Annotated in this window: 20 protein-coding genes; 10 read left to right on the top strand and 10 right to left on the bottom strand. The window is 62.6% G+C overall.

The genetic code is table 11. The annotated features are described in order from the left end of the window. Positions 1-3: 3 nt before the first annotated feature. The 3 genes from H2O75_RS09715 to H2O75_RS09705 form a co-directional block, all read right to left on the bottom strand. Positions 4-336, bottom strand: coding sequence for a YnfA family protein (locus H2O75_RS09715; protein WP_182171428.1), 333 nt, complete (start codon positions 334-336; stop codon positions 4-6). Further along, on the bottom strand, positions 333-806 hold the full coding sequence (locus tag H2O75_RS09710; RefSeq protein ID WP_182171426.1) for an ASCH domain-containing protein: 474 nt from the start codon (positions 804-806) through the stop codon (positions 333-335). Before H2O75_RS09710 ends, H2O75_RS09715 begins: the two co-directional genes overlap by 4 nt. Positions 807-879: 73 nt before the next feature. Further along, positions 880-1,641, bottom strand: coding sequence for an HAD-IIA family hydrolase (locus H2O75_RS09705; protein WP_182171423.1), 762 nt, complete (start codon positions 1,639-1,641; stop codon positions 880-882). 16 nt (positions 1,642-1,657) lie between these two features. Between H2O75_RS09705 and H2O75_RS09700 the strand changes: the two genes are divergently transcribed. Both H2O75_RS09700 and H2O75_RS09695 read left to right on the top strand, forming a co-directional pair. Then, on the top strand, positions 1,658-2,425 hold the full coding sequence (locus H2O75_RS09700) for a serine hydrolase domain-containing protein (protein ID WP_182171421.1): 768 nt from the start codon (positions 1,658-1,660) through the stop codon (positions 2,423-2,425). A 1,037-nt stretch (positions 2,426-3,462) separates the two neighbouring features. Beyond that, positions 3,463-3,729 carry a hypothetical protein gene (locus H2O75_RS09695; RefSeq protein WP_182171419.1) on the top strand — a complete coding sequence of 89 codons (267 nt, stop codon included), beginning with the start codon at positions 3,463-3,465 and terminating at the stop codon, positions 3,727-3,729. An 80-nt stretch (positions 3,730-3,809) separates the two neighbouring features. Here H2O75_RS09695 and H2O75_RS09690 read toward each other — a convergent pair whose 3' ends face one another. Together H2O75_RS09690 and H2O75_RS09685 are read right to left on the bottom strand one after the other, a co-directional pair. Then, complete coding sequence (locus H2O75_RS09690) at positions 3,810-4,115, bottom strand: hypothetical protein (RefSeq protein ID WP_182171417.1); 306 nt, start codon at positions 4,113-4,115, stop codon at positions 3,810-3,812. Positions 4,116-4,119: 4 nt separating this feature from the next. Next, positions 4,120-4,914, bottom strand: a complete 795-nt coding sequence (locus tag H2O75_RS09685) for an exodeoxyribonuclease III (RefSeq protein ID WP_182171415.1) — start codon at positions 4,912-4,914, stop codon at positions 4,120-4,122. 30 nt (positions 4,915-4,944) lie between these two features. Between H2O75_RS09685 and H2O75_RS09680 the strand changes: the two genes are divergently transcribed. The 4 genes from H2O75_RS09680 (at position 4,945) to H2O75_RS09665 (ending at position 7,706) form a co-directional block, all read left to right on the top strand. Next, entirely contained in the window at positions 4,945-5,715 is a 771-nt protein-coding gene (locus tag H2O75_RS09680) for an SDR family NAD(P)-dependent oxidoreductase (RefSeq protein WP_182171413.1), read from the top strand. 77 nt (positions 5,716-5,792) lie between these two features. After that, complete coding sequence (gene pyrE, locus H2O75_RS09675; RefSeq protein ID WP_182171411.1) at positions 5,793-6,356, top strand: orotate phosphoribosyltransferase; 564 nt, start codon at positions 5,793-5,795, stop codon at positions 6,354-6,356. Positions 6,357-6,420: 64 nt separating this feature from the next. Continuing rightward, complete coding sequence (locus H2O75_RS09670) at positions 6,421-7,134, top strand: LemA family protein (protein WP_182171408.1); 714 nt, start codon at positions 6,421-6,423, stop codon at positions 7,132-7,134. After that, positions 7,131-7,706 (top strand): TrmH family RNA methyltransferase, encoded by a 576-nt coding sequence (locus H2O75_RS09665; RefSeq protein ID WP_182171405.1) that lies wholly within the window; start codon positions 7,131-7,133, stop codon positions 7,704-7,706. Before H2O75_RS09670 ends, H2O75_RS09665 begins: the two co-directional genes overlap by 4 nt. Before the next feature lie 14 nt (positions 7,707-7,720). On the opposite strand, the gene H2O75_RS09660 is transcribed toward H2O75_RS09665, so the two are convergent. The 4 genes from H2O75_RS09660 to H2O75_RS09650 are packed head-to-tail and all read right to left on the bottom strand — an operon-like array spanning position 7,721 to position 10,218. Continuing rightward, complete coding sequence (locus H2O75_RS09660; protein WP_182171402.1) at positions 7,721-8,542, bottom strand: Sir2 family NAD-dependent protein deacetylase; 822 nt, start codon at positions 8,540-8,542, stop codon at positions 7,721-7,723. Then, positions 8,539-9,306: a hypothetical protein gene (locus H2O75_RS09655; RefSeq protein ID WP_182171399.1), complete on the bottom strand. Its 768-nt coding sequence runs from the start codon at positions 9,304-9,306 to the stop codon at positions 8,539-8,541. The genes H2O75_RS09660 and H2O75_RS09655 overlap by 4 nt, the downstream gene beginning before the upstream one ends. Before the next feature lie 52 nt (positions 9,307-9,358). Further along, the gene (locus H2O75_RS10940; protein WP_259365248.1) at positions 9,359-9,487 is read right to left on the bottom strand and encodes a hypothetical protein; all 129 of its coding nucleotides are present in this window, start codon (positions 9,485-9,487) and stop codon (positions 9,359-9,361) included. Between the two features lie 53 nt (positions 9,488-9,540). Next, positions 9,541-10,218 (bottom strand): GntR family transcriptional regulator, encoded by a 678-nt coding sequence (locus H2O75_RS09650; protein WP_182171396.1) that lies wholly within the window; start codon positions 10,216-10,218, stop codon positions 9,541-9,543. A 156-nt stretch (positions 10,219-10,374) separates the two neighbouring features. Between H2O75_RS09650 and H2O75_RS09645 the strand changes: the two genes are divergently transcribed. From H2O75_RS09645 to H2O75_RS09630, 4 genes are all read left to right on the top strand, one after another. Further along, positions 10,375-11,622, top strand: a complete 1,248-nt coding sequence (locus H2O75_RS09645) for a transporter permease (RefSeq protein ID WP_220462728.1) — start codon at positions 10,375-10,377, stop codon at positions 11,620-11,622. Further along, a complete protein-coding gene (locus H2O75_RS09640; RefSeq protein WP_182171390.1) occupies positions 11,622-12,614 on the top strand; it encodes an asparaginase in 993 nt (330 codons plus the stop codon). The genes H2O75_RS09645 and H2O75_RS09640 overlap by 1 nt, the downstream gene beginning before the upstream one ends. Positions 12,615-12,820: 206 nt before the next feature. Then, positions 12,821-13,843 (top strand): class II fructose-bisphosphate aldolase, encoded by a 1,023-nt coding sequence (gene fbaA / locus H2O75_RS09635; protein ID WP_182171387.1) that lies wholly within the window; start codon positions 12,821-12,823, stop codon positions 13,841-13,843. Positions 13,844-14,002: 159 nt separating this feature from the next. Then, positions 14,003-14,401: an arsenate-mycothiol transferase ArsC gene (locus H2O75_RS09630; protein WP_182171383.1), complete on the top strand. Its 399-nt coding sequence runs from the start codon at positions 14,003-14,005 to the stop codon at positions 14,399-14,401. Between the two features lie 92 nt (positions 14,402-14,493). Here the strand turns inward: H2O75_RS09630 and H2O75_RS09625 are convergent, their stop codons facing one another. Beyond that, entirely contained in the window at positions 14,494-14,913 is a 420-nt protein-coding gene (locus H2O75_RS09625; RefSeq protein ID WP_182171380.1) for a peptidase S9, read from the bottom strand. Positions 14,914-14,936: the final 23 nt, after the last annotated feature.

The raw sequence follows: 14,936 nt of genomic DNA, 5'->3' as shown, positions 1-14,936 counted from the left end.
GCCTTAGGATCGGGGCGCGTACATGATGACAGCGACTCCCAGCAGGCACAGGAGCGCCCCGGCAATGTCGTAGCGGTCCGGCTCGAAACCGTCGACCACCATGCCCCATGCGAGAGAACCGGCAACGAAGATGCCGCCGTAGGCGGCAAGGATCCTGCCGAAGTTCGCATCAGGCTGGAGGGTTGCGACGAAACCGTAGGCTCCGAGGGCGATCACGCCAGCGCCGATCCACAGCCACCCCCGGCTTTCCCGCACGCCCTGCCACACGAGCCAGGCGCCCCCGATCTCTGCAAGCGCGGCGGCAGCGAACAGGATAAGGGAGCGGGTGATCGTCATGGGTGAACCTCGGCGGTCTCGGGTGCGGGGTGGATGAGTGTGAAGCGTTCGCACACCACCGGCATGTCCCACGCGAAACCGGCAGGGGAGTAGGTGCGCCAGTATCGTTCGTGAATATCCCTCCAGGCAGAGAGAGTCCGATCATCCTCCCCCTCCGCGTGAGCATGTTCCGCATCGATGTCGCCAAAGGGCACGATATCGATCCGCGTGGTCTGGATGATCGCAGCCGGCCGCCCGGATCCGTCGAGAATGATGCTGTAATCCCCGGCACGCGGGATGGCTTCCCCTGTCAGCTCGCATTCGCGAAGAGACATCGCCGTTCCGGTCTTTACACCGGCAAGGACGAGGGACAGCAGCTCATCGGCGTGATCCGCTGTGGCGCCGAAGGCCCACGCGCCGGGAGGATCTTCCGGAAGGCCCGGGAGGGAGGCTCTGGCGGCGGCCCACCAGGGCTCGATGACGTCATTCATGTCCTCCACCGTACAGGCGGGATGCTGGAGGGGCGCCAGGCTGAACCCGGCGCCCCTCCAGAGAGACAGATGTTTAGACGAAGTCGATGACGTCCGCGATCGAGTTGTGGACATACTCGGGACGGAACGGGAACTTGACGATATCTTCCTTCTTGGTCGAGCCCGTGAGAACGAGGTGAGTCGTGAGACCGGCCTCGATTCCTGCGAGAACGTCCGTGTCCATGCGGTCGCCCACGATCGACGTGTCCTCAGAGTGCGCCCCGATCCGGTTGAGGCCGTAGCGCAGCATGATCGGATTGGGCTTGCCCAGGAAGAAGGGCTTGCGGCCGGTCGCCTTCTCCACCATGGCCGCGACAGCGCCCGTCGCGGGCAGGTCGCCCTCAGCGGAGGGTCCCGTCGCGTCCGGGTTCGTGGCGATGAAGCGGGCACCGTTCTGGATGAGACGGATCGCGGTCGTGATCGCCTCGAAGGAGTACGTGCGTGTCTCGCCGAGGATGACGAAGTCAGGGTTGGCTGTCGTCATGATGAAGTTCTCTTCGTAAAGAGCAGTCGTCAGGCCTGCCTCGCCCACCACGTAGGCGCGGCGCGAGTCAGACTGGGTGGCCAGGAACCTGGCCGTCGCCAGAGCAGAAGTCCAGATCTGCTTCTCGTCGACCTCGATACCGGAGGTCGACAGGCGCGCCGCGAGGTCGCGGGGAGTGAAGATCGAGTTGTTCGTGAGGATGAGGTGGGGAATGCCCTTCTCGTCGAGCCGGCCCAAGAATTCCCGGGCCCCGTTCAACGCCAGGCCCTCGTGCACGAGGACGCCATCCATATCAATTAGCCAAGAGCTCATGTCCTACACTTAGCACGTGGACGCCGTTATTCTCAGCTCAGTTGACAAAGTCATACAAAATCGTGGCGATATCGAACATAATTTCCGTTTCGCATCCGTCACAAAACTGTTCGCAGCATATTCCGTGCTTGTCGCGGTCGATCGGCATCTCATCGACCTTGACGAACAGGCAGGGCCGGCCACGGTCCGTCACCTGCTCGGCCACGCCTCCGGGCTGCCCTTCGAGGGGGACGAGACAGTCTCCGAGCCCGGTAAGCGCCGGATCTACTCGAACACCGGCTTCGATGTTCTCGGCGACTATGTGGCCGAGCGCGTCGGGATGAGCATCCAGACCTGGATCGAGCAATCAGTGCTCGAGCCCCTCGGGCTCTCCTCCATTCTCATCGAAGGATCCCCCGCCCATTCCGGCGAGGGCAATGCTGCCGATCTGGCCGCGTTCGCGCGGGAGCTGCTGGCTCCCACCCTCGTATCAGACGGCCTCGTGAACGAGGCGACGACGCTGAGCTTCGGGGAGCTTCCCGGGATACTCCCCGGCTACGGCAGGCAGAAGAACAATGCGTGGGGGCTCGGGTTCGAGATCAGGGCGGATAAGGACCCGCACTGGCTGGGAGCGTCCTTCTCGCCGTCCGCCTTCGGCCATTTCGGCCAGGCAGGATCATTCCTCTGGGTCGACCCCGAGGTTCAGCTCGCGGGCGTCTACCTGGGCGATGAGAACTTCGGAAAGAAGCACATCGAGCTGTGGCCCGGCCTGACGGATGCGATGAGAGCCGAAGCGGAGTTCTAGAGCATCCGCTTCACCCACGTCACTGTGGTGCGCTGACGGGCCTGATTGGTTGTTCTGGCCGCGCTGGCAGTCGGTGTCGTTGCGTTGATGAGGTCAATGGAGGGCAGCTTCTCCGATGTTCGCTGGCGTCGCGGCGCTGCCAGGAGACAATGGCGAGCTGTGACTGCTGGGTGTCCCAGCGTTTCAAGGACATTCTTGTATAGGGCGGCATGACTTTGATGGTCAGCTTGGAGTTCACTTCTCTCTTATACTTTCTCGTTCTCTCTATACTTTCTCGATACTTGCGAGTATGGTGACGCTCACATATGTCAAGCTGGCGATGTCGATTGATGCGCTGACGGGAGATGGATAATGATGTCCATCCAATCCATGGCGATGATGACTGCCATTGTGGTGCTTTTAGCGCCCGCGTCTGCACACGCTGGCTCCGAGGGGCGGGATGTCGGTGGAAGTGGTGTTTCTCCGGAGGAAGAGTGGGAAGGCGGGGGGCCAAGCACGGTAGGTTATGAGAATCCTGATCCGAGTCATGCTGTCTGTGTTGAGCTCGACGACAGCGGAGAGATCGTTGAGTGGTACCACGGGTCAAGAGATGAGAGCTTCTCGGTCGCGACACCATTTGCTGTCAGGCCCCCGACGACACTTCCTCGTTCTGGCATTCTCGATGCAATCTGCAACGTCGCTCCATCATCTTTCGTCCTACGCAATTATTATGGAAAATCTGATGGTCCGATTGCCTTAAGGTGCGGAAATGTAGACGTGGGCTACCACCACATTCGCAGTAAGCATGCGGGTCATTGGACGGGGCAGATGGGTGGGCCTGGCAACTGGCGCGATTTCATGAGCTGGGCTACAGACCAAGCCCTGAGGTATCCACTGCGCGTCAGTGTCCAGCCCGGTCAGAAGCGCTGCTATGCGACTCCGGTTGTCGTTGTCAAAGCATCGGGGCAAACGAAGACGTTCCACGCCACCGTTATCGCCTCAATGAATAATAAGTTGATAATTACATCATTTCCGCCGAATGATATGAGGTGTTAAAAGTGGAGTTCACTCCGAATTATACGTATATACCATTCGGTATCGATATCGACGGTGTCGATCAAATTGAGTCGATCTTTGGTGAGGATCTGTGGCGCAGAGTTTCGAAGTGGACCGACAAGTTCAATGAGTCGTTCCGGGAGATGGAGGGAGTCTTCGGTTCTGAGAAGCTGCGAGCGGAGATTGACCGAGAATACGTGGCTCTCGCGATGGAGATGCAGGAGAAGCTCCCTGAAGGGGAGCGCCTCACGATCGATATGTGGTGGTGAGTTTCTAGTCTCTGCGGTATCGTGTGACCGCCCTGGGCGCCAGTGCACGAAGGATGGGCCGAGCAGCAGCTCAGCTTCCGCTAGCCGGATGTGCCGCGAACGAGGGGATGGTCCCACACGTCGAGGACGCCGAACAGGACATAGGCGAAGATGCCGATGAAGACGGCAAGCCCGAGCGAGAAGCCGAGGATTCCGAGAGTCGTCGAAGCGCCAGCCCTGCGGGCCTGGGAGATCGAGACGAAGCCGAGGGCGCAACCAATCGAGCCGGTCCAGAAGAAGAGAATTGCTAAGATTCCCGCCGTCCTCCCCGCTGTGCTGGGCGGGGGAGGCGGCTGATATCCGTACGGGGGCATAGCCCCGTAGCTCTGGTATCCGGGATGGGTCATGGACTCAATCTAGCAAGTCGACGATGACGGGGACGTGATCAGAGCTCCCCTTGCCCTTCCGCTCATCACGGTCGATGCTCGCTGTGCTCACGCGCTCCGCGAGCGCGGGGGACAGGTGTTGGAAATCGATCCTCATGCCCTGGTTCTTCGGGAACCTCAGCTGCTGATAATCCCAGAACGTGTACTGGTCAGGCTCATGGCTGCGCGTCACCTCGGCAAAGCCAGCATCGGCAAGAGCGGCAAGAGCGCTCCGCTCCCCCTCGGTCACATACAGGTTGTCGCGGAACACCTCGATGTCCCACACATCCGTGTCGAGCGGGGCCACGTTGTAGTCGCCCACGAAGGCGATCTGCGCCGCGGGATCATCCGCCAGGCGCGACCGACCATACTCGGTGAGCGCGTTGAGGAAGGACAGCTTGTAGGCATAGTGCGGGTCGGTGATCGACCTCCCGTTGGGGATGTATAAGCTCCACACATCCACCCCGCCGCAGGTGGCACCGATCGCACGGGGCTCGACCACGGGTTCCTTGTCCGGCTTCGCGAAAGCGGGCTGACCATCGAAGCTCGTGCGGACGTTCTCGAGGCCGACTCGGGAGATCAGAGCGACACCATTCCATTGATTGAGCCCGGCAACCGCAACCTCATAGCCGGCCTCCTCGAAAGGCGCATACGGGAACTGCTCGACCTTGCACTTGGTCTCCTGGATCGCGAGCACATCAGTATCGGAGCGTTCGAGGAACCCGATGACGCGATCGATGCGAGTGCGGATGGAGTTCACGTTCCACGTTACAAGTCTCATGGGGGCCATTATTCCAGCTAGGCTCGACACATGGGTACAGCACTGGTTACAGGAGCAACGTCCGGCATCGGCAAAGAGATCGCGTGGCAGCTCGCAGGGGAGGGCAACGACCTCGTTCTCGTTGCGAGAAACACCGCCGCTCTCGAGGACTATGCCGACAGGCTCCGGAACTTCACGGGTCAGAGCATCGAGGTGCTGAGTGCTGATCTGGCGACCGAGGAGGGCGCCCGAGCGGTCGCAGACAGGACAGCCAGTCGCGAGAAGCCCATCGGTCTCGTCGTCAACAACGCAGGATTCGGGCTGGGGCAGGACTTCATCGGCGGTTCCCTCGAACGTGAACTCCAGGCCATCGATGTCATGGCCCGCGCCATCCTCATCATCTGCCACAGTGCCGCGAACGAGTTCGCCAGACGCGGCTACGGTGCGATCCTCAACGTCTCCTCCATGACCTCCCTGACGGCACAGGGCACCTATTCCGCTCATAAGGCGTGGGTGCGGACCTTCTCCGAAGGGCTTGCCGAAACCCTCAAACCCTACGGTGTCAGTGTCACCGTGTCCTGCCCCGGCCTCGTCCACACCGAGTTCCACGAACGCACCCAGGTCGATGCCAGCCAGTGGCCCGACCTCGCCTTCATCCCCGTCGACAAGGTCGCCTCCAGGTCCCTCGACGCTGTCCGGCGCGGCCGCGTCATCGTCACACCATCCCCGCTCTATGCGGCAGCTGCAGGGTTCCTCCGCCTTGCACCGCGGAGGCTCGTCCGCTCTGTCGCGGGCCCCGGCCGCTCAGGCAGGCACGACTAGGACCTGCCGAGGACGGCGAGCCTACTGAAGGTTCCCCGCCCCTCCATCGCACCCCCCGCTCGCGTAGACTGAGCATCGTGAAGAGCAACGACACACAGCGCCAACGCCTGATCGCCCTCGTCCGAGACCTTGCCGTCATCGAAGGCGAGGTGACACTCGCCTCCGGCCTCGTCTCCGACCACTACGTCGACATGAGGAGGGCCACCCTCCACCACGAGGCGGCCCCACTGATCGGGCACGTCATGCTCGACATGCTCGAAGAGGCGGGCTTCGGCGCCTCCGAGATCGACTCCGTGGGAGGACTGACCATGGGGGCGGATCCCGTCGCCACGGCGATCATGCATGCGGCAGCTTCCCGCGGCCTCGATGTCGACGCCTTCGTCGTACGCAAGGCGGCCAAGGGCCATGGCATGCAGCGCAGGATCGAGGGCCCCGAGATTGTCGGCCGCAAGGTCGTCATCCTTGAAGACACATCGACCACGGGAGGGTCTCCCCTTGAGGCGCTCGCGGCAGCGCGCGAGGCCGGTGCTGAGGTTGTGGCGGTCGCAGTCGTCGTCGATCGGAAGACCGGCGCGAAAGAGAAGATCGAGGATGCTGGTGTGCCCTACCTGGCCGCCCTCTCGATCGATGAGCTTCGCTAAGCACCATCATTGCGCGGCGCTGCCCAGCAGTGCCCGACTCCCCTGAGAGAAACGGAAGTCCATCATGAACGTCTCGGTTGTTGTAGGCCTCATCGTCCTCCTCATCGTCATCCTCGTCGTGTGGGTGGTGAGCATGTACAACCGGCTCATTCGGCTCCGCAACCAGGTTCAGGAATCCTGGAAGCAGGTCGATGTCGAGCTGCACCGCCGTTACCAGCTCATCCCCAACCTCATCGAGACCGTCAAGGGATACGCCAGCCACGAGCAGGCCGTCCTTGCGGAGGTGACGGCGATGAGGGAAAGGGCCCAGCAGGGGCGGGGGACCGGTGAACGAGCACAGCGCGAAGGTGACCTGTCGCGTGCGCTGGCGGGAGTCGTTGCCCTGGCGGAGAACTATCCGGACCTGAAAGCCTCCGGTCCGTTCCGTGACCTCCAGGCAGAACTCGCCAACACGGAGGATCGGATCGCGGCAGGACGCCGCTTCTACAACTCGAACGTGTCCGGCCTCAACACGACGATCGAGTCATTCCCCGGGAACATCATCGCCTCCATGTTCTCCTTCAGGCGCGCAGAGTACTTCGAGACCGCAGAGAGCGTCCGCCAGGCTCCGCGCGTTTCCTTCACGGACACGGATGGTCACCTGGGCCGCTATGGGGCTGATGCGTGGCAGCCCGCCCCGGAACCCGGAGCACCCGGCTTCGGCGGTCAGCGCGGCGGATTCGATCCGAGGCGTGATGGTGGGAGGGCCGTCGACGGCGGAGACGAGACACGTCGATGACGGAGCCGAACGATCCCAGGCTCGATCCCGAACTCGTCGCGAACGGCGATACGAGGAACGTGGTCGACAAGTACCGGATGTGGAGCGTGGATGCCATCAAAGCAGACTTGGAGACGAGCCGGGCAGCACTCCACATCGCGATCGAGAACCTCGAGCACGATCTCAACATCGGCTCGATCGTGAGAACCGGTAATGCGTTCAACGTCGGCGGGGTGCATATCGTCGGCCGGCGCCGGTGGAACCGGCGGGGCGCCATGGTGACCGACCGTTATCTCACAATCATCCACCAGCCCGAACCGGCAGACTTGGCGGCCTGGGCCGCTGAGAACGACTACGCGATCATCGGGATCGACAACGTACCGGGATGTACCGACCTCGAGGCGACACCGCTCCCGGAGCGATCCATCCTCGTCTTCGGCCAAGAGTCGAACGGAATATCCCCAGAGCTCCTGAGAGAATGTGCGCAGGTGCGCCAGATCCCCATGTACGGGTCGACTCGGTCGATGAACGTGGCGGCCGCCGCAGCGATCGCCATGCACGCCTGGTCGACCGAGCACCAGTACGGGCGATAAGCCGGACCTGCCTGCTATTCCCCGCGCAGCAGAGCATCCGCCTCGGCAAGGACGGCGTCGATCGGTGTGTCGATGCGCAGATCGGCCAACCGATCGGCCTGCGTGGGGCCGGCGTTGACGATGGCAAGAGCCGCCCCGGATGAGAGGCCCCGGCTGACCACCCACATCCCCGTCATGACAAGGAGCGACGAGCCGAGCACGAGGATCGTCTTCGCATCATCCGCGAACTCGAATGCTTCATCCAGTGCCTGGACTGTCTCACCGAAGAACACGATGTCCGGTTTCAACGTGCCCCCGCATGTGGCGCACGGTGCAACGATGAATGTCGATGCTGCGGCGGCCCCGCTATCCGCCTCGGCGAGTACTGCCGCATGGCCCGGTTGTGGATCATCCACCGTGTAGGGGTTGAGGGCACTCAAGCGGGAATCGAGCTCGCGGCGGGACGTGATCTCCCCGCAGTCGATGCAGGCGACGCGGGTGAACGACCCGTGCATCTCAGCCACTCGAACCGATCCCGCCTTGGCATGCAGACCATCGACGTTCTGGGTGGCTGTGCCGGTGATGATGCCGTCCCGCTCCCACGATGACAGGAGCAGGTGCCCGCGGGTGGGAGCAAGAGCATCCAACGCGCGCCACGTCTCCTGGTTGCGCTGCCACACCCAGCGCTGCCACATCGGATTGGACACGAACATGTCGTACGTGACGGATGGTGTCTCGCCGCCCCCGTTGCCTCGATAGTCCGGCAGTCCCGCAGCGGTCGAGAGGCCGGCCCCGGACACGACAACGACGTTGCCGGCACTCAGGAGACGTGCCAAATCCTCGACGGCGCTGATCATGGTCGAACGCCGCGCCTGACGAACTCTGCCGCGAGATCGGTGGCGAGAGTGAGCGGATTGCTCGAGCTGCGCCGAATCTCAACCTTCGTGCCGTCCCCGAGGAAGCGGGCGTGCAGGGCAACCGTCTTTCCTGTCGACCTTGCGAGGACTCCCACGGGAGAGGACGGGAGCCCACCCAGCTCCGCGGCGAAGGTCTGTTCAGCCACCATCTCCATGCGCGCGACGGAGTCCTCGATCCCGGCGAGAACATCGGCCGATGTCGCGAGCGCTTCGACCGCGAGAGCGCCCTGCCCGGCAACGGGGACCATCACTTCATAGGGAAGGTCCTGCCCAATCGTCAGGCCGTGCCAGGTCAGCTCGGCGCGAGAGACGATGATCCCGTCCAGACCATCGCCGATGTGTGCGAGACGTTCCTCGAGATCACCGGCAACCTCCGTGGGTACGAGATCTGAACGGAAATGTTTGAGCTGGGCCGCCCGATTGGCGCTGTCCGTGCCGACCCTGGCCCCGTGCGGCAGGCCCCGGTAGTCGGTGGGCCCGCAGAACGCATCCTGAGGGTTCTCGCGGTGGGCAATGGCTTGGACGAATTGGGGGTCGAGCGGGAGATTCGCGTCCGCATGGACGGCGATGTCGATGTGGCCGGCCAGAAGAGCATCGCGCAGTCCCTCAACCGTGTCGGTCTCGAGGTCGATGAGTTCAACAGGGTGCGGGAAGTCGATAGATGATGCTTGTGTGCGGGACAGGTAACCAACTCGTAGCGTCATGCCCGCCATCATACGGCCCCGTCCCCGATACGAGGCGAGAGGATTGACAGCTCTAGAAGAACAACGGATAGGGCAGGATGCCGACGACGAGGAGAAGCCCCGCAATCGTCGGGTACATGACCCTCTTGTTGCGGAAAAGGTCGAAATTGCTGTTCGCGTCGCGATCGTCGTCGTTCACCATGCCAGCCTTCCTTTTCTCTCACCATACGCCAGGTCCCGTGCGGGGAAATCTGATCAGACTCGGTCGCCCAGTTCTCGAAGGATGCTGATGGTTGAGTCGAGGTGCGCAAGCTCGAGCGCAACCACCCTTTCAACATCGTTGGCTTCGATGGCGTTGATAATGTCGTCGTGCGCGACGTGGGAGTCCCCGATCTGTTCAGGCCGAAGGCGGAGTGAGAATGATACGTATGGAGACGACGCTCCCGCCAGCGTATGAACGATTCTGGAGGTCCACGAGTCGTCGTATTTCATCGTTGTCTCGTGGAATTGCTCGTTGAGGTCAGCGAACGCGAGTAGATCATCGGTCTCTCTCATTCGGGCGACGAGCTCGCGAGCTTTGGTGATGTCCGAAGCGGTAATGGAGGAGAAGGTCTTCCGTATCAGAAGGGGCTCGACTAGCTTCCGCATGGCGTAGATCTCTTCGGCTGCGGCGAGATCGAGCATGGCAACCGTTGTTCCCCTGTGCGGAAGCGAGGCGACGAGGCCTTCCTCCTTGAGGCGCTGCAGTGCTTCTCGTACGGGAGTGACAGAGACGGCAAGCTCTGCGGCCAGTTCGGACTGGACCAGCCGGTCCCCAGACTTGAAGGTGCCGGTGATGATGGCCTTGCGAATCTCGGAGTGCGCATAATCGGCCTGAGTGGTCGGCACCGACATTCGGCCCAGAGACCCTCTCGCTGACGTATCTGTGGCCATGTAGCACTCCTTGGGTTGGTTCGAGCAAGTTTATCCGGTAGTGCGCCGAGGGACATAGGTCCATATATCGCAGAAGAAAGAAAATATATCGTATAACAAATATCTGTTAGTGAAAGGAGCGCTCTCGTGGAGATAGCAGCTCAACTTTTAATGGCTTTGACTCTCATCCTTATGGTGGTGGGGAAGACTCCGCTCTACTCCACGGCAATCGTGGGGGCGACTCTCGCGGCGCTCGTCTTCGGCATTCCCGTGACGAGTGATGGTGACGTGACCACGATCAAGACTCTCGTCATCGGCGGACTGAATCCCGTCATTGCCGACATGGCGGGAGTTCTCATCTTCATCGGCGCCATGGAGCATACGGGCTACCTGCGGATCCTGGTCAACGCCATCATCCGGCAGGGAAGCAAGCTCGGCGGAGGGCCCGGGGTGGCCGCCTCCGGCGGTATCGCCGCCGGCCTTATCGGAGCCTTCACCGGCTTCACGCAGCCAGCCATCACCGCCGTTGTGACAGGCCCGGCCTCTGTGAAGCTGGGAGTCAGCCCAGACAAGTCGGCGGGTACGCACGCGCACGCCGGCCATCTCGGCAACTTTGCCGGTTTCACCCATCCAACCCTTCTCGCCGTTATCGCCACCACGGGAATCACTTTCGGCTGGATCAACGCCATCGGCCTCGCCACCGCGCTGACAATCTTCGGAGTGTCCTTTGCCCGCATGAGAGCGGACGTGAAGAAATCAGAGAAGCTCTCCGCGGCCGATGCTCGGGAGGCACTGTCAGACTTCCAGCGCGCGGACGGTGAACCGCGCGTGTGGTGGGTGCTCTTGCCCTTCGCTCTCCTGGTCGTCGGTTTCGCGATGGGGTACCCGGTCTTCGCGGTCGGCTTCGTGGTCAGCGTGATCGTCATGGCGATGGCACGGGTCAACCCCATGGCGGCGGAGCGCTCCATGCTCGAATCGGTCCAACGCGTGGCGGTCCCCCTCATCGCCACCATCGGCTTCCTCTACATGTCCGGTGTCATCGCCTCGATCGGCATCACCGACCTGCTCGGCGGCTGGTTCGAGCCGCTCATCGATGCGGCTCCGATCATCACTCTTGTGCTCGTGTCCGCAGTGGCGGGCTTGCTGACCCAGTCGAACTCAGCCTCCGCCGCCATCATCTTGCCGATGCTGACGATCGTTGTCGCCCAGGGCGATGTCAATCCGCTGGCGGCGGCAGTCGCCGCGGCGGGTCCCACCTCGATCATGCAGTACTTCTTGACGGGCGGCCCCGTGGCCGCGCTTGCCACGACGATCCCCGTTGTGCCAGGGTCTGAGCTGAAGTCCGCCAATAGATTCCAGCGCCCCTCACAGCTCGCCGGATTGGTCTTTGTCGCGGCCGTTGCCGTTATCCTCGGAGGTTTCTAATGTCTCACCCAGTTATTGCTATCGGTGCGCTCGGCGGCACGATCGCCATGTCCGCAGAGGGCACGGGGGCCGTCAAGCCGGAGCTCGGGGCAGACGATCTCGTGGCAGCTGTTCCTGCGCTTGCCGACATCGCCACCATCAGGGCCACGACGATTGCGAACGTCGCATCCCCCGCGATCGTTCCGGGCAACATCATCGATGCTCTGTCGTTTGCACGGAAAGCGGTCGATGATGGTGCGGCCGGCGTTGTCCTCACTCACGGCACGGACACTCTCGAGGAGAGCGCGTTCCTGCTCGACCTTCTGTGGGACAGGGAGGAGCCTCTCGTCCTCACGGGGGCGATGAGGTCGCCGAACCTGCCGGGGGCTGATGGGCCCGCCAACCTTCTGGCCGCAATCGTGACGGCAGCCTCCGAGGATGCTCGGGGCATGGGAGTGCTCGTCGTCCTTGATGACACCGTCCACCTGGCCCGGCTCGTGTCGAAAACGCATTCGACCGGAGTGTGGACCTTCCAGTCATCGGGGTGGGGTCCGGTTGGGAGGGTGGCTGAGCGTCGCCTGCGGATGATGCTGGCGCCGGTGCGCCGCTTCAGCCCGCTCCCCGCGCCAGACGCGGAGCCCATTCGCATCCCGCTCATCGAGTCTCCCTTCGCCGACGAGGGTGACTGGATCCCGGCGATCATGACCATGGCACCGCCCGCACTCGTCGTCGCCGCCTCGGGCGTCGGCCATCTGTCCGAGCCCGTTGCCGACAGGTGCGAGAAGCTCGTCGCCGACGGCCTGCCCGTGGTCATGGCGTCTCGGACGGGGAGCGGAACAACACTTGAACGCTCCTACGGTTATCCCGGATCCGAACAGGACCTTATCCGCCGGGGAGTGATCCCGGCGGGCTTCCTCACGGCCCGCAAGGTCCGTCTCCTCCTCCATGTGCTCCTGCGCTCGGGTGCGACGATCGATGCGATTCGCGCGGAGGTCGCAGATCGGGGATTCTGATCATCCAGGCGTGCGGCGGGGCAGTGTTTCGACCATGTAGAGAAGACGGACGCTCACTGCCTCCGCCGAATGTGTGTGATCCCTCATAAATCAGCCCAAGAACGAGCAAAAGTCCTCACAAAGGGGGCCTCCCGTCCTATCGCTTGCGGGCCGATCGTGAGACAATGAGCAGTGGTTAAGGCCGTCTATCGAAGGAGATTTCCACCGTGGCTATTGCAACCCCCGAGGTATACAACGAGATGATCGACCGGGCGAAGAAGCAGGGCTTCGCCTACCCGGCCATCAACGTCACCTCTTCCCAGACACTGACCGCCGCGCTCCAGGGCTTCGCCGAGGCAGAGTCCGACGGCATCATCCAGGTTTCCGTCGGCGGAGCCGAGTACTGGTCCGGTTCCACCCGTAAGGATCGTGTGGCCGGCTCGCTGGCCATGGCCGCTTACGCGAAGGAAGTTGCCAAGAACTACGACGTGACTGTCGCGCTCCACACCGATCACTGCGCCAAGCAGAACATCGACTCCTGGGTGCGCCCGCTCCTCGAGATCGAGGCCGAGCAGGTCAAGAACGGCCAGCTTCCCTCTTTCCAGTCCCACATGTGGGACGGCTCTGCCGTTGAACTCGAGGAGAACCTCGAGATCGCCAAGGAGCTCCTCGAGCTCTCCCAGAAGGCCAACACCATTCTCGAGATCGAGATCGGCGTTGTCGGCGGCGAAGAAGACGGTGTCGTCGGCGAGATCAACGAGAAGCTCTACACGACCGCAGCGGACGGCCTCAAGACCGTCGAGGCTCTCGGCCTCGGCGAGAACGGCCGCTACCTCACCGCACTGACCTTCGGCAACGTGCACGGCGTCTACAAGCCGGGCTTCGTCAAGCTCCGTCCCGAGCTCCTCGGCGACATCCAGAAGGAGATCGGCGAGAAGTTCGGCAAGGACAAGCCGTTCGACCTCGTGTTCCACGGCGGCTCCGGCTCGACCTCGGAAGAGATCGCCACGGCAGTGAAGAACGGTGTCATCAAGATGAACATCGACACTGACACCCAGTACGCCTTCACCCGCCCGGTTGCCGAGTGGATGCTGAAGAACTACGACGGCGTCCTCAAGGTTGACGGCGATGTCGGCAACAAGAAGCAGTACGACCCCCGCGCATGGGGCAAAGCCGCAGAGAAGGGCATGGCAGACCGTATCGTCGAAGCCTGCCAGCAGCTCGGCTCCGTCGGGACCCGCATCAAGTAGTCCACTGGACTGAAGGAAGGGGCAGCCACCGGCTGCCCCTTCCTCTCTGCCCTCGAACGACCGGACGACGCGATCTGGGAAACGCCTGCGGTTCACCTTCTCGTCACCGAGCCGTCATCTCGCACCATTACTCTGGCAGAGATAACTCTGGGAGGCATCATGGCATCTGTTCTATTCGTGTGCGTGAAGAACGGCGGGAAGTCGCAGATCGCTGCGGCCCTCATGCGGATGAAAGAGGGCGTGGACGTCCACTCGTGTGGGACGAAGCCCGGCTCGAGCGTCAACGCCCTTGCCGCGGAGAGCCTCGATGAGGTCGGAGCATCCACCGCAGGGGAGTACCCGAAAGGGATCGACCCGGAGATCGTCCGCTCCGTCGACAGGGTTGTTCTCCTCGGAGACGAGGCCGACCCGGGACTGTTCGATACGGCGAAGCGTGTCGACGTGTGGATCCTCGATGAGCCTTCACATCGAGGCATCGACGGCATGGACCGCATGCGGCTCGTACGTGACGAGATCGCGGGCAGAGTCGATGAACTCTACCGGGAACTCACTGCCTGAGAGCAACTAGAGCCTTGGCCCAGCTGAGGATGCGGCGGCGGCGTCGATCAGCACGAGGTGCGCCCGAACCGTCATCACGCACGAGGGTGGCTCTAGGAGATCTCGATCCTCTCGGCCGCCACGACAAGCAGGCCGCTGAGCAAACCCAGAACGAGAGCCTGCCGGGTGTGGGGCAGGCGGCGGCCCTCTGCGCGGCGCCGTTCCCCACGGCGGAAGATAGCCTTCTCACCGGCAATGGTCGCGGCTGTCGCCGCGATGCTCACCGCGGTGAGCATCGCTGCGGTGACACGGAGGGTGTCCGCGTCTGCGCCGCGGAGGAACTCCCCGAATTCTCTCGCATTCTCACGGTAGTGGGGCTGCTCCGCGGCGATGACATGGAGGGAGGATCCGACCATGAGCCCCGTCTTCCCGAGCGTGCGGAGCGCCTTTGAGCGCGTGATATCAGGCAGTGCGTAGTAGGCGGCTGTCGTGGCTGCGGCGAGAACCGCGTTGTGGCGAGTATCTGAATCCATCCATGTTCCTTTCCGTCACCCCA

Source organism: Flaviflexus equikiangi, assembly GCF_014069875.1.
Classification (GTDB): Bacteria; Actinomycetota; Actinomycetes; order Actinomycetales; family Actinomycetaceae; genus Flaviflexus; species Flaviflexus equikiangi.
Note: the sequence above shows the minus strand (reverse complement) of the source record. Positions and strands in the feature narration are given on the sequence as shown.